Annotated in this window: 14 protein-coding genes; 8 read left to right on the forward strand and 6 right to left on the reverse strand. The window is 70.0% G+C overall.

The window, feature by feature from the left end:
• Positions 1-2 precede the first annotated feature (2 nt).
• The 3 genes from AB0G14_RS10610 to AB0G14_RS10620 form a co-directional block, all read right to left on the reverse strand.
• The gene (locus AB0G14_RS10610; RefSeq protein WP_357695894.1) at positions 3-1,001 is read right to left on the reverse strand and encodes an ABC transporter substrate-binding protein; all 999 of its coding nucleotides are present in this window, start codon (positions 999-1,001) and stop codon (positions 3-5) included.
• A gap of 611 nt (positions 1,002-1,612) precedes the next feature.
• Positions 1,613-3,214 carry an FAD-dependent monooxygenase gene (locus AB0G14_RS10615; RefSeq protein WP_357695896.1) on the reverse strand — a complete coding sequence of 534 codons (1,602 nt, stop codon included), beginning with the start codon at positions 3,212-3,214 and terminating at the stop codon, positions 1,613-1,615.
• 436 nt (positions 3,215-3,650) lie between these two features.
• Entirely contained in the window at positions 3,651-4,943 is a 1,293-nt protein-coding gene (locus tag AB0G14_RS10620) for a phosphodiester glycosidase family protein (protein WP_357695898.1), read from the reverse strand.
• 317 nt (positions 4,944-5,260) lie between these two features.
• On the opposite strand from AB0G14_RS10620, the gene AB0G14_RS10625 reads away from it, so the two are divergent.
• Both AB0G14_RS10625 and AB0G14_RS10630 read left to right on the forward strand, forming a co-directional pair.
• The gene (locus AB0G14_RS10625; RefSeq protein WP_357695900.1) at positions 5,261-5,776 is read left to right on the forward strand and encodes a M23 family metallopeptidase; all 516 of its coding nucleotides are present in this window, start codon (positions 5,261-5,263) and stop codon (positions 5,774-5,776) included.
• A gap of 154 nt (positions 5,777-5,930) precedes the next feature.
• The gene (locus AB0G14_RS10630; RefSeq protein WP_357695902.1) at positions 5,931-6,839 is read left to right on the forward strand and encodes an aldose 1-epimerase family protein; all 909 of its coding nucleotides are present in this window, start codon (positions 5,931-5,933) and stop codon (positions 6,837-6,839) included.
• Positions 6,840-7,004: 165 nt separating this feature from the next.
• Here AB0G14_RS10630 and AB0G14_RS10635 read toward each other — a convergent pair whose 3' ends face one another.
• Positions 7,005-8,393: an alkaline phosphatase PhoX gene (locus AB0G14_RS10635; RefSeq protein ID WP_357695904.1), complete on the reverse strand. Its 1,389-nt coding sequence runs from the start codon at positions 8,391-8,393 to the stop codon at positions 7,005-7,007.
• A gap of 198 nt (positions 8,394-8,591) precedes the next feature.
• Positions 8,592-8,786: a hypothetical protein gene (locus AB0G14_RS10640; RefSeq protein ID WP_357695906.1), complete on the reverse strand. Its 195-nt coding sequence runs from the start codon at positions 8,784-8,786 to the stop codon at positions 8,592-8,594.
• 73 nt (positions 8,787-8,859) lie between these two features.
• Between AB0G14_RS10640 and AB0G14_RS10645 the strand changes: the two genes are divergently transcribed.
• The 6 genes from AB0G14_RS10645 to AB0G14_RS10670 all read left to right on the forward strand — a co-directional run bounded on the left by AB0G14_RS10645 (position 8,860) and on the right by AB0G14_RS10670 (position 16,629).
• The gene (locus AB0G14_RS10645; protein ID WP_357695908.1) at positions 8,860-9,210 is read left to right on the forward strand and encodes a YciI family protein; all 351 of its coding nucleotides are present in this window, start codon (positions 8,860-8,862) and stop codon (positions 9,208-9,210) included.
• Between the two features lie 71 nt (positions 9,211-9,281).
• Complete coding sequence (locus tag AB0G14_RS10650; RefSeq protein ID WP_357695910.1) at positions 9,282-10,529, forward strand: DUF6596 domain-containing protein; 1,248 nt, start codon at positions 9,282-9,284, stop codon at positions 10,527-10,529.
• A 262-nt stretch (positions 10,530-10,791) separates the two neighbouring features.
• Positions 10,792-11,616, forward strand: a complete 825-nt coding sequence (locus AB0G14_RS10655) for an ATP-grasp domain-containing protein (protein ID WP_357695912.1) — start codon at positions 10,792-10,794, stop codon at positions 11,614-11,616.
• Between the two features lie 231 nt (positions 11,617-11,847).
• Entirely contained in the window at positions 11,848-12,090 is a 243-nt protein-coding gene (locus AB0G14_RS10660; protein ID WP_357695914.1) for a hypothetical protein, read from the forward strand.
• 424 nt (positions 12,091-12,514) lie between these two features.
• Positions 12,515-13,939 carry a rifampin monooxygenase gene (rox, locus tag AB0G14_RS10665; protein ID WP_357695954.1) on the forward strand — a complete coding sequence of 475 codons (1,425 nt, stop codon included), beginning with the start codon at positions 12,515-12,517 and terminating at the stop codon, positions 13,937-13,939.
• A gap of 1,229 nt (positions 13,940-15,168) precedes the next feature.
• Positions 15,169-16,629: an SDR family NAD(P)-dependent oxidoreductase gene (locus AB0G14_RS10670; protein ID WP_357695916.1), complete on the forward strand. Its 1,461-nt coding sequence runs from the start codon at positions 15,169-15,171 to the stop codon at positions 16,627-16,629.
• Positions 16,630-16,662: 33 nt separating this feature from the next.
• On the opposite strand, the gene AB0G14_RS10675 is transcribed toward AB0G14_RS10670, so the two are convergent.
• Positions 16,663-16,869, reverse strand: coding sequence for a hypothetical protein (locus tag AB0G14_RS10675; RefSeq protein ID WP_357695918.1), 207 nt, complete (start codon positions 16,867-16,869; stop codon positions 16,663-16,665).
• Positions 16,870-17,213: the final 344 nt, after the last annotated feature.

Raw genomic sequence — 17,213 nt, forward strand, 5'->3', positions numbered from 1 at the left:
AGTTATGGCTTTGCGATGTCGTAGACGCCGATGTCTTCGGCGTTCGGCGTCGACTTGAGGGTGCCGGTGCCGGCGAGGAGCTTGATCATCGCCTCCACCCGCGCCCGGTCCAGCTTTCCGGCCGATCCGCCGTCGCCCAGGACGTACGGGCGCATCTCGGTGAGTTCGGCGGCGGCGACCTTCTCGTCGGCCGTCCGGTCGTGCTTCTTGAGCAGCTGGGCTGCTTCCTCGGGGTGCTCCACCGCGTAGAGCAGGCCCTTGACCAGCGCTGCCGTGAACTTCTCGACCTCGGCGCGGTTGCTTTCCAGCTTCGCGGCGGAGACCAGCAGGCCGTTGCCGTACAGGTCGGGGAGCTTGTCCGCGTACGGCAGCATGGTGACGGTCTTGCCACCGGCCGCCTTCTCCAGCAGCGGCTTGCCGGCGGCGAACTGGCCGATCGCGTCCACCGAGCCGGCGGCGAGCAACTGCGGGAGCGACTGCGGCGAGGACGGGACGAACTTCACCGACTTCGGGTCGATGCCGGCCGCCTTGGCGTACGCCGGAAAAATGATCATGTTGGTGGAGCCGGAGCTGTCCGCGATGCTGGCGCCGGGCAGCTTCTCCGGCGAGTCGATCGCCTTGTCCAGCGAGGCGATGCCGGCCATCGACCGCTGGTGGATGGCGGCCACCACGCGCACCGGCATCTTCTCGTTGGCCAGTGTGGTGATGACCCCGGAGAGGTCGCCGGGGCCGTAGTCGGCCTGCCCCGACCCGATCAGCTTCATGACATCGACGGTGCCGGTGCCGGGCTTGATGGTGACGTTGAGCCCGGCCTCCTTGAAGTAGCCCTTCTCCAGGGCGACGTATGCGTACGCGTCCCGACCGAACGTCCCGAAGGAGGTCAGGTAGGTGACGGAGGGGGCATCGGGGGAATCGGCCTTCTCCGAGTCACCACAGCCGGCGACGGTGAGTGTGAGAGCCGCTGCGGCGACGGCCGCGACGAGACGGGTGCGAGCTGACATGAGACCTCCTGCATCGGCGGGATTTATCAAATGTCAAACTTCCCGACTCGTCAAGACCTCGTTTCGGCAACACCGCCCCGCTCCGGCGGTGCTGGCCCGGCGACCGCACCCCCGCCAGGCCCACTGACCTGGCAGTACGCCCCGCCGACCGCCAGTGGCGACAACAGTCGACACCGCAGGACCGCGTTACGCGCCGACAGCGAGCACGCCGCCGCTCGGCTCAGGTGGCGCGTACCACTGGGCGCCGGTCACCCGGATCCGCCTCGACTGCTTGCTCCGCACCTCACCCACTCACGCTGCTGCTCCCGCCGAGCGACCAAAGCCTCTTCGTACGCCGCCCCGAGTTCCTCGTCGCTGGCGCCGTGGCGCTGCTCGTCCTCGTCAAAGAAATCCACGGGCGGCAGGCATGTCACGACTACTCGCCTGGTCAGAGCCTTCGACTCGATCATGTACCTGAAGGACGACTCCGGCCCGAGTTCGGCCCCAACCACATGATCAGAATCCGACTTGCAGTTTGTTGACTTTGAATGGACATGGCCCTGGCGCCAATGTCGCGGGTCGCGTATTCGACCACCCGTCACCCGCCGCAATGTGGGCCTGTCACAGGGCGGCTATGCGCCGAGCCAGCGGACCAGGTAGGCACGCAGGCCGGTCAGGTCGGTGCCGCCCGCGCGGTAGCCGATGTGCCCGTCGGGTCGGACCAGGTAGCTGGCGTGGGCACCCGGACCGACCCCGAGCCGGCGCAGCACCTCCGCACCGGCTCCCGGCGCCACACCGTCCAGGCCGGCCAGCTGGTGTGCGGTGAGCTGGCCACGGCGGCGTCGGGTCAGGTCGGCGATCTCGCGGGCGGGCCATCCCTGCGGTGGGCCGCAGAGCAGCAGGTGCCAGCCGGGCGCGGCGGTGAGCCGGTGCAGTGAGCCGCCGTCGGCCAATGGGACGTCCGGCAGCCGGTCGCCGGCCCGTGGACCGGTCCGCGGCGCGTGTGAACCTTCCGTGGACAGTGGGCTGCGTCGGTAGCGGATGGCGAGCTGGGCGACGGTGCGGAACGCGGCGGCCCGCACGAACCGGGGCGCGAGAACCGCCGGCAGCAGGGCGGGAGCGATCCGGGTGCGCGCGAAGCGGACCAGCGGGTTGGTGGCGGTGGCAACGGTGAAGGCCCGGTCGCTGAACCGCAACACCATCCGGCCGACCGGGGCCCGTTCCGCCTGGTAGCTGTCCAGCAGAGCCGGGTCGGCGTCGGCGTGCAGGGCCCGGGCGAGTTTCCAGCCGAGGTTCACCGCGTCCTGGATGCCGGTGTTCATGCCCTGCGCACCGGCCGGGCTGTGGATGTGCGCGGCGTCGCCCGCCAGGAACGCCGGCCCGGCCCGGTAGGCGGTGGCGGCCCGGTGGTGCAGCCGGAAGTTCGTCGCCCACACCGGGTCGTGCAACCGCAGCGCCCCGCCCGCGTACGTGTCGGCCAGCGCCTGCACCCCGGCGAGGTGGACCGGCGCGCCGGGCGGGGTGGGGTCGTCGGCCGGGCGCATGGCCAACAGCCGCCAGGTGGCCGGGCGGCCGAGCGGGAAGAGGAACAGCATCCCCCGCCCGGAGAGGAAGGCGTGCGCCGCACCCGGTTGCACGCCGTCGACCTCCAGATCGGCCAGCACGAAGGTCTGCGGGTAGGCGCCGCCCTCGAACCCGATCCCGGCGAACTGCCGCACCGCGCTGTGCGCGCCGTCGCAGCCCACCACGTACCGGGCAGACACCCGCCGCACCCGGCCATCACGGTCGCGCAGCGTCGCGACCGCCGCCCGGTCGGTGCGCTCCAGGCCGACCAGCTCGACGCCGCGTTCGACGGTCACCCCGACCGCCGCGAGGTGCTCGCCGAGCAGCCGCTCGGTCTCCGCCTGCGACAGAAACAACAGGTACGGGTACGCCGTGTCGGACAGGCCCAGGTCGAACAACGGCACCGAGCGCTGCCGCCGCCCCGCGTGCAGGGTCAACCGGACCGCCCGGTTGCCGGCCGCCACCATCTCGTCGGTCACCCCGAGACCGGCGAGGACCTCCAGCGTACGGGGCTGGATGGCCAGCGCCCGCGACTCGTGCACCCGGTCGAGGGCGCGGTCCACCAGGCGCACTCGCACGCCGTACCGGGCGAGCTGCCCGGCCATGGTGAGACCGGTCGGCCCCGCGCCGACCACCAGCACCTCCACCTCGGAGCCCACAGCGCCCGTCATCGGCAGCCCCCTGGTTCACGGCGCGGATCGCGCCTGCCCTCAGGGTCACGGTAGCCCCAGACATGCAGCTGTAGTCCCCATAAAGCCTCGACTGCCAGGATGCCTGGCTCGACAACGACCTCCACTCAGACGCCCGCTGCAGTCCGCACACCCCGCTCAGCCTCCTCGCCGCAGCCGCGATCTGGGCCGGACTACCACTGGACGCCGACGAATTACGCAGCGACGCCCTCGTCATCAAATACCGGACGCCTCTGGCCATTCCCGACCGGCGCTATTCCGCCGGCGACCGTCCTGGGTGGGGCGTGCGCTCGGCCTACCTGCGCGACCCGAAGGCAACCTGGTCGAGGTGCAGACCTGGACGGCACCCTGAGGGTGCGGCCGGCACCGTCGCACGGATCCGGCCGCACCTCCGCGGTTACTCCCGTCCGTGGCGGCGTCAGCTTCCGCTGCGGTACGGGCCGTCCACGTAGACGAGCGCGTCACCGACCGCCCGCTCGGTCGAACCGCTCGGCTGGTTGACCAGGGCACCCTCGACGGCCATCGCGGTGGATCCGCCGCCGTCGAGGTTGACCGCGTCGGACATGCCGAGCGCCTGGGCGACGGCGGCCGTCTCGTCCATGGTGGTGCCGACGCTGGTGGTCTGGCGGCCGTCGATCGTCGCGAGCACGATCTTCCCGTCCCGCGTGGTGCCGGCGATGGTACGCGGGTTGCGGGCGAAGAAGCTGCCGGAGCCTGCCGGTACGACGATCTGGCCGTCCGCGGTCAGCGGGTACCGCCCGTTCACCCCGAACAGCCCGGGCCGCACGGGAAGTTCCTCACCGTCCTGGTCGGTCAGGGTCGAGGTGGTGCTCACGCACCCCTGCTCAACCACGTCCAGCAGGGCCACGGTGTCCCGCCCGGTGGCCTGCAGCGAGGTCTGCCCGGCGGTCAACGTGGTGCCCCGGGTGGTCGAGGTACGCACCACGCAGCCGAGCCGGTCGAGCACGACCTCCACGCCGGCACCCGACGGGGTGGCCGTGGCGAACTCGGGGGTGAACTCGGCGACGTCGCCGGGGAGGGTGCACTGCGTCTGGTCGGTGAGGGTGGCGCAGCCGGCCGGCACGACCGGCGGGTGGTTGATGAACTCCAGCGGCAGGCTGGCCTCGGTCTGCCGGTTTCGTACGCTGCCCGACCAGGTCAGCTTCCCGGTCAGGGCCCGGTTGCTGTTGGCGTCGACGACGAAGTTGACCTCGGCCGCGTCGCGGGTGGGTTCGCTGAGCAGCTGCCCGCCGAACAGTCCCAGCCCGACCGGGTCGCCGGGGTAGAGCCGGCTGGCGGTGAAGGTGAAGAAGGAGGCGTTGACCCCGGCCAGGGCGCCGGAGGCGCGGACCAGGTCGCTGGTCTTCTCGACCTGGCTCAGGTCCGGGCCGTACGTCGCCTGCAGGTGCCCCCGGGCCTGGCTCGGGTCGATGGTGAGCACGTTGACCACCCACGGACCGCGCGTGGTGGTGTTGATCTGGTCGGCCGGTGCCGGCTCGCTGCCCCGCTCGATCCGGGTGAGGGTGACGCCCTCGGCCAGGGTACGGCTGGTGCGTACCTCTGTCAGGTCGGCGTCGCCGAGCGGGAGGGTGCCGGTGGCGGCCTCGGCGCGGGCCCCCGGAACGACACCGAGCGCCGCCGCGGCCAGCGCGGCCGCCGCGATCGCCCCGGCCCGGCGGAAGCGGGACAGGTCAGGAGTGGAAACAGTCATGCCGGTGACCTTGGTGCCCCCACAGAACCAGGCGACCGACTCCACCTGACACCGAGTCGAATTGTTGGCAAAAGCACCACCTGCTGGGCAGCCAGCGGGACCTGCGTCTGGTGCTCAACAATTACGCCCCCACAACCGGCTGTGCAACGCCGGCCGGCCACACATCCCCGCGCATCCATCTGCACTTCACCCCGACGTCGACGTCGTGGCTCAACCTCGGTGAGCATCCGCAGTGGGCCGGTGACGGTCTTCCGGTCATCGGAACTTTCTGACATCATCCGGCACAGAAATCGAAGATTATGACTGTGGAGGTTCGGATGCGCGCCCGCCTGACGAGTTCCCTCGGTGTCGCCCTGCTGGCGACCGCCGCGTTCCTGGTTCCGGCGTCGCCCGCCGCCGCCGCGCCGTCGTTCCGGACGCCGTTCCCGTGCAACCAGACGTGGTCCGGTCAGACCCGCACCACGCACAGCCCGCAGTACGCGATCGACTTCAACCGGGCCAACGACCACGGCGATCCGGTCAAGGCCAGCGCCCCGGGCACGGTGGACGTGGTCGCCAACCTCGGTGACACCAGCTACGGCCGGTACGTGCGGATCAACCACGGCAACGGGTACACCACCTACTACGCCCACCTCAGTGGGTTCAACGTCTCGGTCGGCCAGTCCGTCGGCTACAGCACCACCATCGGCTACGTGGGCAACAGCGGCGGCTCCGAAGGCTCGCACCTGCACTACGAGCAGCGCCTGAACGGCAACGACATCAAGGTGCGCTTCAGCGGCAACCTGGCTCTCTACTTCGGGACGCGGAACTACACGCGTACCGCCGGCTGCTGACCCACCGATCGTCGGGTTCGCCAGGTCGTGGTGGTGGATCATGCTGCTCGAGTTGGCCATTCCCTGAACACGTAAGCGCGCCCGAAGGGAGTCGAACCCCAGGGCAACCGCCGTGACGGTACCCGAGGCGCGGCCGGCCAGTTAGGGTTCGCGCATGCCAAAAGCGCCATCGGGATCGCAATGGACGATCGGCTTCGCCGACCAGACCGCCGTCATCGTGGAGGTCGGCGGAGGCCTGCGGACCTACCAGGCCGGAGACCGCGAGGTCGTCGACGGGTACGCCGAGGACGAGATCTGCCCGGCCGGCGCTGGTCAAGTCCTCGCGCCTTGGCCCAACCGGCTGCGCGACGGGCAGTACGCCTTCGGCGGTCACACCTACCAGCTGCCGCTGTCCGAACCGGGGACCCACAGCGCCGTCCACGGCCTGGTCCGCTGGGCCCCCTGGCGGCTGCTGGAGCAGACCCCGTCCGCCGTCACGCTCGGCTTCGATCTTCCGGCGCAACCGGCGTACCCGTGGAGCCTGAGCCTGACCACCCGGTGGGAGCTGGCGGGCGACGGCCTGACGGTGACCCACACCGCGACCAACGCCGCCGCGGAGCCGGCGCCGTTCGGCTTGGGCGCCCACCCCTACCTGCTGCCGCCGGTCTCGGTCGAGGAGACCTGGCTACGCATCCCGGCCCGGTCGCGGCTGCTCGTCGACGCGCGCCACTTGCCGATCGGGGAGGCGAAGGTCGCCGGCTCGGAGTTCGACTACACCGTCCCGAAGCAGATCGGGACCGGCCGCCTGGGCACCGCCTTCGGCGACGTCATCCTGGCCAGCCAGGATCGGCATACCGTCACGCTCGGCACCCCAGACGCGGCGGTGACCAGCGTGTGGGCCGACTCTGCGTTCGCCTGGTGGCAGGTGTACACGGCCGACAGCGTGCCGTCGCCCCGCCACCGGCGGTCGATCGCGGTGGAGCCGATGACCTGCCCGCCGGATGCCCTGCGTTCAGGTCGCGATTTGATCGTGCTCAAGCCGGACGAGCCGTGGAGCGCTTCCTGGGGCATCATCCCCCACTGAGCCGATCGTGGCATGGTCTCCTGCGGCTCAACCAGATCACGTGGTTACTCGCACAGCCAGGAGGCCGAGCGTTGAATACGGCCAACGGGCCGAACCGGTCCGACAGCAGGCCAAGGGCTCCCCGATCACATGTGGACCGGGGAGCACCGCAGGGCGGCTGCGGGATCAGCCCTGGCGGCGGTTCCAGGGGCCGGTGACGGCGTACGTGATGCCCGGGTTGTAGACGTTGAAGAACATGGTCCGACCGTCGGCGGAGAACGTCGCGCCGGCCAGCTCGCCGTACTCCGGGTCCCCGGCGGTGCCGACGTTGACCCGGTTACGGGCGAAGACGAACACCTCGCCGTCGGCGGTCGTGCCAAGGATGTGCTGGTCCCCGATCCCGTCCTCGCACATCATCAGGCCCCCGTACGGGGACATGCAGATGTTGTCCGGGGAGTCGAACTCCGGGTCCTCGGGTGCCGGGGTGGGACGGGTGAAGATGGTCTCCAGGCGCAACGTGTTGCCTCGGGGGTCGTACCGCCAGACCTGGCCGTCGTGGTCGCGGGCCGAGCCCAGCTCACGCCGGGCGAACGACGAGACGAAGTAGGCGCAGGCGTCCTTCTCCCCCCACCAGGCGCCCTCGATCTTGTACCCACCGGTGATCGGCTTGACGTAGTCCTGGGCACGGACCGACTCCGTCGTCGCCAGCGGGTCCGGCACGTCAAGCCACTCGACGCCGGAGAAGGAGGTGCCCGCCTCGGTCACCACCGACAGGTCCGGCAGGTCCGGGACGTGCAGCGCCTGCAGCACGCCGCCTGCCCGCAGGCTCCCGTGGCCGCCGAGCGGCCGGTTCGGTAGGAAGCGATAGAAGCTGCCCAGCGGTGCCACGAACGCGTCCTCGGTCTCGTAGACGATGCCGGTGTGCGGGTCGACCGCGACCGCCTCGTGCTGGAACCGGCCCATCGCGGTCAGCGGTGTCGGATCGGTGTTGCGAGCATCGTCGTACGGGTCAACCTCGAAGATGAACCCGTGGTCCTTCGTGTACCCGCGGGCACCCGCCTTGTCTTCGGTCTCCTCGCAGGTCAGCCAGGTGTGCCACGGCGTCCGACCGCCGGAGCAGTTGATGGCCGTGCCGCCCAGGCTGACGTGCTCGGAGACGGCACGGTTCGACGCGTCGACGGCGAGCGTGCTGGTCCCGCCCCCGGCGGCCGGGTCGTACGTACGTTCCGGCGGAGCCACGAGCGTGATCTTCGCGGTCGGGGAGCACTCATGGTTGCGGACCAGGCGGGTGCCGCGCGCCTTGTCGGCGAAGGAACCCATACCGTCGAACCGGCTCGGCACGATGCCACCGTCCGGCCGGACGGTGCCTTCGCGTGACAGCACCGTGTAGCGGAAGCCCACCGGCAGGTCGAGCATGCCGGCCGGGTCAGGCACGAGCGGACCGTACCCGACCTCCGGGCCGGACACCCCCAGCGCGGGTGCGGCGGTGAACAGGGCGTCGACCGAACCGGCCACGGCGACGGCGAGACCGGCTCCGGCCGAGCGGGACAGGAACTGGCGGCGAGACAAAGACACGGACAAGCCTCCTAGACGTCACAGACCGTAGCGGGCCGGCCGATATCGATTCGAACCGCTCGATCAACTACGTCACATCCGGCCCCACCCGTCAAGATGCCGATCGATTTGATCCCACGAACTGTGACAGCCGGCTTGGCCAAACCGGTCAAAACCGCAGAAACCAAGCGAACGCGTTGGTGCCGTGTCCCCTAACGTTCACCGGGTTCCGGTGGTGGTGTGGCCGAGGAACAGCCGGCCGCCCTCGCACAGCAGGGTGATCGAGCGGACCTGCTCGACCGGATGCGGGATCTCCCGGGCCAGGCGTACCCACAACGCCGGGGCGCCCTTCGCTGCGGGGATGCGAATTCGGCGGAGGGTCCGTCGTGGATTATTTCTAGCGAGGATGTCCATCTGGCGGGGTCCCGTCCGTAGAGATTCCGTGCGGCCCCGCCGCACGAGGGCAACGACGGACAGGAGACAGACCATGAAGTACATGCTGCTGATCAACGCTGGTGCGGTGGACGAGAACGGCGTGAACACCGACTGCACGGTCGAGGACTGGATCGCGTACGACAAGGAGGTCAAGGACGCCGGCATCTTCGTCTCCGGGGAGTCGCTGGCCGACCTGGTGACCGCCACGGCGGTGCGGGTCGAGTCGGACGGCCAGCGGGTCGTGACCGACGGGCCGTTCGCCGAGACGCGCGAGGTGCTCGGCGGCTTCTACGTGATCGACGTGCCGGATCTCGATGCCGCGTTGGACTGGGCCGCCCGCTGCCCCGGCGCCCGCGGCGACGGCTCGGTCGTGATCCGGCCGGTGGCCGAGTTCGGGATCTGACCACGATGGACGGACGGGCGGCCGGCGCCGGAGCGCCGGACAATGCACCGGCGGCGTCACACGAGACGCCGGTGGCGTTGGTGGCGGCGGTGTTCCGCGAGGAACGCGGCCGGCTGCTGGCCGCCCTGGTCCGCCGCTTCGGAGACCTGGACCTGGCGGAGGAGGTCACCTCCGAGGCGGTCGAGGCAGCGCTGGCGTCCTGGCCGGTCGACGGGGTTCCGCCCCGGCCGGGAGCGTGGCTGATGACCACGGCCCGGCGCCGGGCGATCGACCGGTTGCGCCGCGACCAGGCGTACGCGGCGCGGCTGGCCATCCTCCAGGTGGAGGCGGATCGGGCCGGCCCCGTCCCGGCCCCGGACGCGGGCGGTGACCTGCCGGACGAGCGACTGCTTCTGTTCTTCACCTGCGCGCACCCGGCGCTGGCAGCCGAGGACCGCGGCGCGCTGACGCTGCGCTTCCTTGCCGGGTTGACCACCGCCGAGGTGGCGCGGGCGTTCCTGGTGCCGGCGGAGACGACGGCCAAGCGGATCACGCGGGCGAAGAAGAAGATCAGACAAGCGCGGATCCCGTTCCGGGTGCCGTCCGCGGACGAGTTGCCGCAGCGATTGCCGGGGGTCCTGCAAGCGGTGTACTCGATCTTCACCGAGGGGTACGCGGCGAGCGCGGGCCCGCAGCTGCAACGGATCGCTCTCGCCGAGGAGGCCATCCGGCTGGCCCGGATACTGCGCCAGCTGCTACCCGCCGAGCGTGAGGTGGCCGGGCTGCTCGCCCTGATGCTGCTCATCCATGCCCGACGCGACGCGCGCACCGGGCCGGACGGCGAACTGGTCCTGCTCGACGATCAGGACCGCGGCCGCTGGGACCGCGCCATGATCGAGGAAGGGATCGGGCTGGTCCGGGTCGCGTTGACCGGCGGGCCGCCCGGCCGGTACGGGGTGCAGGCGGCGATCGCCGCGCTGCACAACGAGGCGGCCGACGTGGCTACCACCGACTGGCCACAGATCGTGGCGCTCTACGACGTGCTGCTGGCACTGACCGAGTCCCCGATCGTCGCGGTGAATCGGGCAGTGGCCGTGGCGATGCGCGACGGCCCGCAGGCGGGCCTGGTGCTGCTGGACGAGCTGGCCGGCGAGGCGCTGCTGCGCGGCTACCATCCCTACACGGTCGCCCGGGCCGACCTGTTGCACCGGGCTGGCCGCCACGCCGAGGCGGCCGTTGCCTACCGGAAGGCGCTCGACCTGGCCGGCACCGCACCCGAACGGGATCTCCTACGGCGAAGACTGAACACGATCGAGCAGCCGGGCACATCTGGAGGATGACAGCGGCGTGATCGCGAGCGAGTGTCCGCTCAAACAAGGCGACGTGACGCGGTCGGTGCACTCGATTCGACAGATCCGGTCGTCTCCGACGCTGTCGGCGGCCAGATGAGGATGGAACTGGTGTCCAGGAGCCATCGTGTGCCGCGACGCCTCAAGACGCTCGCTCGGTGGGCGGTGCGAGGGTGGCACCGCGCCCCTCCCATCGGGCGCGGCGAGGATAATCAGGCGACGGCAACGTGGCGGATCCTCAGAATCGTCGGTCATGACCATCGCCGTCCCCGTCGCTGACTTTCTGGTGCTGCCGCCGCGCCTCGACAGGACCGCCGAGCTGCTTGCTGAATCGGCCCGGCGGCGGGGCCTGGCAGTGGAGCAGCTGCCCAACCCGTCAGTACCAGCTCAGCTGCGGCGGGCCCGGGGTGGGCACCTCTACGGTGGACCGACCTTTGCTGCTGCCGTCGCCCCGGACCTCGACCTGGCAATGCTCGAACCAGCCGACGACTGGCTGGTGCAGCTGCCGTACGAGTACACCCACCGCGACATCACCCTCACCACTCTCGGCGACGCACGCTGGTCCCGTACGCCGATGTTCGTCAAGCCGCCCCGAGACAAAACCCTGACGGCCGGCGTCTACGCCGACGGCTCCCGGCTACCCCGTGCCGATCGCTACCCCGCCGACACTCCAGTGCTGGTCAGCGAGATCGTGACGTTCCTGGTGGAGTACCGGCTGTTCGTCCTCGACGGCACAGTGCACGCCGCCAGCCGTTACGCCATCAACGGCCGGCTCGACCCGGCCCGGCTCGACGCCTGCCCGCACCGCGCCGCCGTGCTCGACTTCGCCGCCAGCCTGCTCGACGCCTGCGCTGACAGCCTGCCCAGCGCCGTCGTCGTCGACGTCGGTTTGGCCAGCAACGCCGACCGCGGCGACGAACACTGGGCCGTGGTGGAGGCGAACATGGCCTGGTTCAGCACAAGCTACGCCGCCAACCCCGACCAGGTCCTCGACGTGGTGCTCCGGGCGGCCGGACCACGCTACCGCCTGGCGCCCCGCGACCATGCGTTCACAAGACCGCCCACCCTCTTCGGATAGCAGCCCCCGATGACCAACGTCGCCAACAACGTCCGCTCACGCCAGCCAAGACGTCACCGCCAGGGAGGCACCCGGACAGGGCCGGGGCAGTGACGAACGCCCGGCAGGGCGCACCCGCTCGGCGGCAGATACGGACGCCCGGTACGACATGGCCCGGGAGGTCGATCGCCGGAGGACGGCTGCCGATTGCGCCGGACCCCGGTACTTCGGCACGCTTGCCGGGGGGCGATCTTGACTCACCTGCAGGCAATCACCGACCAGGCCGATGCGGACTACCGGCGGTACTGGCTTGCCGCCCGCTACCTCGACCACCCCGAACCTGGGCAGCTCCTGCGCTGGCACCATCCGCTCTTCGGAAGGGCCGGAACAGACGACCTGCCCAGCCGGCGCTTGGCAAACAGCAGTGAGCCCGACCGGAGCATCTATGCCGCGCTCCGCGCCGGAGACATCCCCGCCACCGGCCCGCTCATCTGAAGAGCTGACCCCGGAAGAAGCCAACCGCACGAAGGGGAAAGATCAGCCATGGCCTGGCGGTCGCAACCCTGATCAGCATCGCGCCGCACGGGCCCTTGGAGTCGTGATCACGTGGCTGGGAAAGGACTCGACGGGATGATGCTCGGGCTTGTAGCTTGCAGCTGACCGTGACACCGCCCGAGGAGGTGAGACCCATGAACGCTGTATCGATGTGGGTTCTCCCCCTTCCCGTCACGGTCGGGCGATTGACGTAGGTGTCGCCGGGAGCGCCTCGCCAACAAGGCACTCCCGAAAGGCAACACCTATGCACTCTCCGCAGTTCACCGCCGAGCCGTCGTCGACCGATGCGGTCGAGCGCGACTCCACCGTGGTCGACGTTCCCGGACTCCGGTCTCCGGCCTCCGGCACCGATCGCGCGCCCCTCATGTTCGACGTGATCATTGTCGGGTGCGGGCCGACTGGGGCGACGCTGGCCGCTGAACTGCGGCTGCACGATGTGCGGGTACTCGTCCTGGAGAAGGAAACCGAGCCCGTGTCGCTCGTCCGCATAGTCGGTCTGCATATTCGCAGCATCGAGCTGATGGCAATGCGCGGGCTGCTGGAGCGCATTCTCGAACGCGGAAGACAGCGTCCGGCCGGCGGCTTCTTCGCCGCCATCAACAAACCCGCGCCCGAGGGCCTGGATTCCGCGCACGCCTATCTGCTGGGCATCCCGCAGCCGGTCATCGTTCACCTGCTCGAAGAACATGCGATCGAACTGGGTGCGCAGGTCCGGCGCGGTTGTGCGGTGGCCGATTTCGAGCAGGACGACGACGGTGTGACCGTCGAGCTGGCCGACGGGGAACAGCTGCGTTCGCGCTATCTCGTCGGCTGTGACGGCGGGCGCAGTACGGTGCGCAAACTGCTCGGCGTCGGCTTCCCCGGCGAGCCCTCGCGGACCGAGACGCTGATGGGCGAGATGGAAGTGGGTGTGCCGCAGGAGGAGATCGCCGCCAAGGTGATCGGAATCCACGAGACCCATCAGCGATTCTGGCTCCGGCCCTTCGGTGAAGGAGTCTACAGCGTCGTCGTCCCCGCCGCGGGAGTCGGTGATCGCGCGGAACCGCCTACCCTCGAGGATTTCAAACAACAGTTGCGCACCATCGCCGGAACCGATTTCGGCGTACACTCCCCGCGCTGGTTGTCCCGCTTCGGGGATGCCACCCGGCTGGCCGAACGCTATCGGGTCGGGCGGGTGCTGCTGGCCGGCGATGCGGCACACATCCATCCACCCATCGGCGGACAGGGCCTCAACCTGGGCGTTCAGGACGCATTCAACCTCGGCTGGAAACTGGCCGCACAGATCCGCGGCTGGGCGCCGGAAACACTGCTGGACACCTACCAGGCCGAACGTCATCCGGTCGCCGAGGACGTGCTGGACGACACGCGCGCCCAGATGGAACTGCTGTCCACCGAACCGGGCCCGCAGGCCGTGCGCAGGCTGCTCACCGAACTGATGGACTTCGACGAGGTGAACCGCTATCTGATCGAGAAGATCACCGCGATCGGCATCCGCTACGACTTCGGCGCAGGCCCCGACCTGCTCGGCCGCCGCCTGCGCGACATCGACGTGAAACAGGGCCACCTCTACGGTCTGCTGCATCGCGGCCGCGGCCTGCTGCTGGACCGCACCGAACGCCTGACCGTCGGCGGCTGGTCGGACCGGGTCGATTACCTCGGGGATCCCACTGCGGTACTGGATGTTCCGTGCCTCCTGCTGCGCCCCGACGGCCACGTCGCCTGGATCGGCGACGATCAGCCGGACCTGGACGACCACCTCTCCCGCTGGTTCGGCAAACCCGCCAACTGATTTCGCCTGAGCAACCGAAAATGAATGCGAACTCGCCTGTCTGGGGTCGAGGCCATGACGGGAACGGGTTCGTGTGGTCATCCCGCATATACGTGGCCTGATAGCGAGCGAATCGCGGGGCTGTCGGCCAGGAGCTGGGGAGTGGTCGGCGTTTCTTGTCGGACATCCACCGCCCGCTGGCATGGCGGTAAATGGCCATGCCAGCGTCGGTAGCCGGTCGTACTGTCCAGGTCTCGACACGGTCGTCGGTGAGAGGTTGACGCTTGAGTCCCGCGGGGTCAACTCGGGTGACGCGCCGACCGAGCGACTGGTGTCCCACAACGTCGCCAGCCTGGACGGCATCTACGTCGACCTCGAGGACTGGTCAGCGGACGTAGCCCGGAGAGTTCCGCCGGTGGCGCGGACAGCAGCATGTCGCTGTCCTGGCAGTTCCAGCCGTCAACACCGGCAGTTTCGACGTCCACGTGGTACCCATGCCCGGCGGCGACTTCACAGCGGGTACCGGTCCGCTGGTGGTGAGCCAGCCGCCATACGTGATGGTGGCCGGAAAGCGGACCCTGACCGCAGAGGGCTCGCTGGCGGTTGCCATCGTCGTTCCGCTCGCGCTCGGTCTGGTGGCCGCAGCTGCCAGACACCGCTCTCGGCGTACGAGTTGGCAGGAGGAGCTCGCCCTCGGACTCAGGCTCGCCGAGCCGCAGTCATCCCCGGCGCCAAGTCGACGCCGGGGGCGTCCAGCCGCATCCAGGACCGGTTTCAGCACCCTCTGGTAGGCAGGCGCGGTCTTCGTTCGTCGGCACCGTGCTGCGCCTTGATCTTCGCAAATGGCGTTCTTGATCTTCTGGTCAAGCCCGGCGGAGGGGGCCGAGAGACAGGCGCCCAGGGAACTTCCGGGATGATCTCGCCGGCGAAGAACCTTCAGAGTGTGCGTCGCGTACATGGCGAGCAGCTTGACCAGGCTGCCGTAGTGGCCGGCACAGGAGCAGGCCGTCGTGCGCTACGGGATTCGACTCCGGTGGCGGCGCGACTGGCGTGCCCAAGGCCGCCCCGGACTCTCCGTGGCTGGAGATGCGTTGTTCGGTAGACCCGGGGCAAGGTTGGCCTCGACGGGTCTTGGGCTGATGAGCAGACGCGGGATGCGTCGGAGGTCGTGCGGTGCGTACAGTTCCGGGTCGGACTTGGGGTGGGGCCGGGTAGACCCGGCGCAGGAAACGGGATGAGACGGCGACGGCATGACGGCGGACAACATTACGGAAACCGGCCAATACGGCATTGACCGCGACCGGCTGGAGACCTGCCTCAGCGTCTTCGAGGCGTTGGAGGACCTGCCTCCCGACCACCCCGACGTGGTGCGGGTGCAACGGGCTACCGCGAGACTCTACAAGGTGATCAAGCAGCGGCGACGCGAGGAACGGCGGGATGCCATCGCGGCGGCCGACCGCGCGGTGACGGCGGCCACCGCCACCGGTGCCCCGGGCCGGATCGACGACGAGACCCAGGGCATCCCGCTCACCTCCCCCACCGTAGGTGCCACGGCCGGCATCCTGCACAATCCGCGCGGCTGCTACGTCTGCAAGCAGCGCTACCGCGAGGTGGACGCCTTCTACCATCAGCTCTGCCCGCCCTGCGCCGCGCTCAACCGGGAGCGCCGGAACGCCCGCACCGACCTGACCGGCCGGCGCGCGCTGCTCACCGGCGGCCGGGCGAAGATCGGCATGTACATCGCGCTGCGGCTGCTGCGCGACGGCGCGCACACCACGGTGACCACGCGGTTTCCCCACGACGCGGTCCGCCGATTCGCCGCGATGCCCGACAGCGGGGACTGGCTGCACCGCCTGCGGATCGTCGGGATCGACCTGCGCGACCCCGCCCAGGTGATCGCCCTCGCTGATTCGGTCAGCGGCCAGGGACCCCTCGACATCCTGATCAACAACGCGGCGCAGACCGTCCGCCGCACGCCCGGGGCGTACGCGCAACTCGTCGCCGCGGAGGCGGCGGCCCTGCCGGACGGCCCGCTGCCGGAGATGATCACGTTCGCCAAACCGGCCGGCCCGGGCGACCCGGCGGGCAGCCTGGCCGCCCCGCCGCAGTCGGCCCCGATCCCCCCGCACGCGCTGACCGCGCTGGCGCTGACCAGCGGCTCCGCCTCGCCGGAACGGATCGCAGCCGCCACCGCCATCGACGCCGGCGGTCTGGTGCCGGACCTCGACCCGGTCAACAGCTGGGTGCAGCGGGTGCACGAGGTGGACCCGGTCGAGCTGCTCGAAGTGCAGCTGTGCAACGTGACCGCGCCGTTCGTTCTGGTCAGCCGGCTGCGACCGGCGATGGCCGCAGCGACCGCCCGCCGCAAGTACGTAGTGAACGTGTCGGCGATGGAGGGCCAGTTCTCCCGCGGCTACAAGGGGCCGGGGCACCCGCACACCAACATGGCCAAGGCCGCGTTGAACATGCTGACCCGGACCAGCGCCCAGGAGATGCTGGCCGACGGCATCCTCATGACCAGCGTCGACACCGGCTGGATCACCGACGAGCGGCCCCACCCGACGAAGATGCGGCTGGCGGACGCCGGCTTCCACGCCCCGCTGGACCTGGTCGACGGCGCGGCCCGGGTCTACGACCCGATCGTCCGCGGCGAACAGGGCGAAGACCTGTACGGCTGCTTCCTGAAGGACTACGCGCCCTGCGCCTGGTGATCAGGCGCCCGCCCCGCCGTCAGCCGCCCATGCTCAGGCCGACACGGTCAGCACCGTCGCCCCCGTCCACCACAGGTCCAAGCTGTGGTGGCTGGCGCGATGGAGTCGCATGGCCAACACGAGGCGCTTGACCGTCTCCACGTCCCGGTAGGCCCCGATGCCGGCCATGGCGGCCGACACCAACAGAGCCTCGCCATCGGAGCCGGCGACCGCGTACGGGTTGATGATCCCCAGGTCCACCCCGGCCACCCGGCCCGGATCCAGCTGCTCGCCGGGAGGGTAGACGGTGACAGGAACCTCGGAGGTGACGTCGAGAAATGGCGGCCACCGTCACACAGCAGGGTGACCGAGCGGACCTGCTCGATCGGATACGGCAGATCCCGCGCCGACCGCGCCCACAACCGCGGGCTGCCCATCGCAGTCGGGACCCGCACTCGACGCCCATCAACGGCGAAGGTGCCGTGATACAGCGCACCGGCACCAACCCCCGCCGCCGCGGGAACCTGGCCGATCAAGGCGTGCCCCATCCCCCGGCGCCCGATCCTCTACGCCATTCGCCCGGCGAAGGGCGCTGCGCGTCGGCA

Origin of the sequence: Micromonospora sp. NPDC023814, assembly GCF_040639595.1 — a bacterium.
In the GTDB taxonomy this organism is placed as follows: domain Bacteria; phylum Actinomycetota; class Actinomycetes; order Mycobacteriales; family Micromonosporaceae; genus Micromonospora.

Coding starts and splice junctions, on each gene's coding strand:
- AB0G14_RS10615 (WP_357695896.1), bottom strand. CDS start 3,214: ATGACGGGCGCTGTGGGCTCCGAGGTGGAGGTGCTGGTGGTCGGCGCG.
- AB0G14_RS10620 (WP_357695898.1), bottom strand. CDS start 4,943: ATGACTGTTTCCACTCCTGACCTGTCCCGCTTCCGCCGGGCCGGGGCG.
- AB0G14_RS10630 (WP_357695902.1), top strand. CDS start 5,931: ATGCCAAAAGCGCCATCGGGATCGCAATGGACGATCGGCTTCGCCGAC.
- AB0G14_RS10645 (WP_357695908.1), top strand. CDS start 8,860: ATGAAGTACATGCTGCTGATCAACGCTGGTGCGGTGGACGAGAACGGC.
- AB0G14_RS10640 (WP_357695906.1), bottom strand. CDS start 8,786: ATGGACATCCTCGCTAGAAATAATCCACGACGGACCCTCCGCCGAATT.
- AB0G14_RS10655 (WP_357695912.1), top strand. CDS start 10,792: ATGACCATCGCCGTCCCCGTCGCTGACTTTCTGGTGCTGCCGCCGCGC.
- AB0G14_RS10610 (WP_357695894.1), bottom strand. CDS start 1,001: ATGTCAGCTCGCACCCGTCTCGTCGCGGCCGTCGCCGCAGCGGCTCTC.
- AB0G14_RS10625 (WP_357695900.1), top strand. CDS start 5,261: ATGCGCGCCCGCCTGACGAGTTCCCTCGGTGTCGCCCTGCTGGCGACC.
- AB0G14_RS10670 (WP_357695916.1), top strand. CDS start 15,169: ATGACGGCGGACAACATTACGGAAACCGGCCAATACGGCATTGACCGC.
- rox (WP_357695954.1), top strand. CDS start 12,515: ATGTTCGACGTGATCATTGTCGGGTGCGGGCCGACTGGGGCGACGCTG.